We start from the raw sequence: 2080 nt of genomic DNA, 5'->3' as shown, positions 1-2080 counted from the left end.
GCGCTGTACGGCTCCAACTACCGTGGGCAATCGAGCTTTGTCGAGGATGCCGAAGGCGCCTGGCTGCGCTTTTATTCCATCAGCCCGTACAACGCCTATAACCGCTTTGTGGTGGATTCGATCATCGCCGGCTGGCTGCACCAACTGTCGAGCCTGGCCCAGCAACCGGTGCAGGCGCAACGCGTCGAGATCGAGTTCGAAGCGCCCGACTACAGCGAGCAGTACCACGCGCTGGGGCCGGTGCACTTCGGCGCCGAGGCCAACCAGCTGCGCCTGAGCCAATTCACCCTGGCCCTGCGCAATCCACAGCACTGCCCCAGCACCTGGAACCTGTTGCTCAATGTATGTGAAAGGGAGTTGGAGCAATTGACCCGCACCCGCAGCCTGCGCGAGCGCATTACCCGCTTGCTCGGGCCGATGCTCAATGGCGGCCGGGAACCCGACCTGGAAGAAGTGGCGGCACGCTTGAAGCTGCCGACCTGGACGCTGCGCCGCAAACTGGCCGAAGAAGGCACTCAGTTTCGCGCGATTCTTAACGATACCCGCCGCGACTTGGCCATGACCTACATTCGCGATACGGAACTGGCATTCGGCGAGATCGCCTACTTGCTCGGTTTTGCCTCGGCCCAAGCCTTTCAACGGGCCTTCAGGCGGTGGAACAACCAGACCCCAGGGGAATTTCGCCGCAGTCAGCGGCACTCCGCCTGAGGTCGGTGTTACAGCTCGGTTGCATCGTCGGCCGGATCGAGCGGGTCCAATTCAAAGGCCTGGTACTCCAACAGTTCTTCCTGGTAATCGTCCATCGTGGACTCCTTCTTGACGTTAAAAGCGGCTGCAAATAAATGACCTGCACAGCCAGCCTAAAGTGCCGTGATGACGAAAAAATGTCGGCGCCATGACGTTCCTGCACTTCAGGATTAAACGTAGCAGCGTTGTATCGATTTAGCACCCTGGGGTTTAAGGCGCGATTGCAATCATTGCAATTGCAACCATATTTCAATTAGGGTACTCGCCTCGGTTGCCAGGAACCTCGACCCATGCCCGCCACTACCGCCAACGCCGCGCAGCTGTGCATCGACGCACTCAACACTGCGCAACCGTCGCGCAGCTCGCCGCTGTATACCGTCATGACCATGGCCAATACCTTGGAATTGAGCCGGCAGGCCTGGGTGATCCGCGGCCAGTCACGCTCGCGGCGCGTGAGTAACTGGCCCAGCTGGTTTGCCCGCAATACCACCGAAAAGCCCCTGCTGTACCTGCACAGCGCCCTCTCATCGGCGCAGTTAAGCGCGTTGTCGGACGAGACCGCGCAGCGCGGCATCCTGTGCAACGACATCGAAAACCAGCCCTCGCCCTGGCCCAAGGGCACCCAGCCTTCCCTGCCCTTATGGCTGGCGACCAACCCGCGCTGCACCCCGTACGACCCGGCCTCGGGCGCGGAAGCCCGGGCGATTGTGCTGGCGGCGCTGCGCACGCTGTATGTCGACGGCACGCCGGGGTTCTATTACCTGGCGCTGCATGACCAAGAAAGCGCCGTGCCGTTGAGTGACGAGGACCGTGAGGACGCGCTCAAGGGTATGTACCCGATCCGGCGTGGGCGCGCAGGGGCGGTGCGATTACTCGGCGCGGGCCGCGCGCTGGAAGAAGTCATACAGGCCGCGCGCCTGCTGGAGCAGGACTGGAACATCACCGCGCAACTGTGGAGCTGCCCCAGCTACACGCGCCTGGCGCGTGAGGCGGCGGCCGCCGAACGCTGGAATCGCCTGCACCCGAGCGCGCCCAGGCGCAGCTGCCACTTGCGCGACTGCCTGGCCGGGAATAGCGCGCCGGTGATTGCCGTTACCGGGTATCCGCAGCCGATTGTCGATCAGTTGGCGGGGTATGTGGATGCGCGGTTTGTGGCGTTGGGCGCGGGCTCGGTGCAAGCGGCGGCGCCGAGTCGGTATTGGATTGTGGTGTGCGCGTTGCAGGCGTTGGCGGATGAAGGCTGGATTGACACCCGGCAGGTTGAAATCGCGATGAAGCGCTACCCACTGAAATGAGCTGGAATGCGATTAAAAATATGGGAGCGGGCTTGCTC

Annotated in this window: 2 protein-coding genes; both read left to right on the top strand. The window is 62.5% G+C overall.

Annotation, left to right across the window (positions count from 1 at the left end; genetic code table 11):
* Positions 1–708 (top strand): helix-turn-helix domain-containing protein (locus WBR57_RS26280; protein ID WP_424087935.1); only part of this gene is annotated, 708 nt, incomplete at its 5' end.
* A gap of 329 nt (positions 709–1037) precedes the next feature.
* A complete protein-coding gene (locus tag WBR57_RS26275; protein ID WP_424087933.1) occupies positions 1038–2042 on the top strand; it encodes a transketolase-like TK C-terminal-containing protein in 1005 nt (334 codons plus the stop codon).
* The last annotated feature ends 38 nt before the right edge of the window (positions 2043–2080 follow it).

The organism is Pseudomonas sp. (assembly GCF_049590575.1).
GTDB lineage: Bacteria > Pseudomonadota > Gammaproteobacteria > Pseudomonadales > Pseudomonadaceae > Aquipseudomonas.
This window is presented reverse-complemented; position numbering and strand designations above follow the sequence as displayed.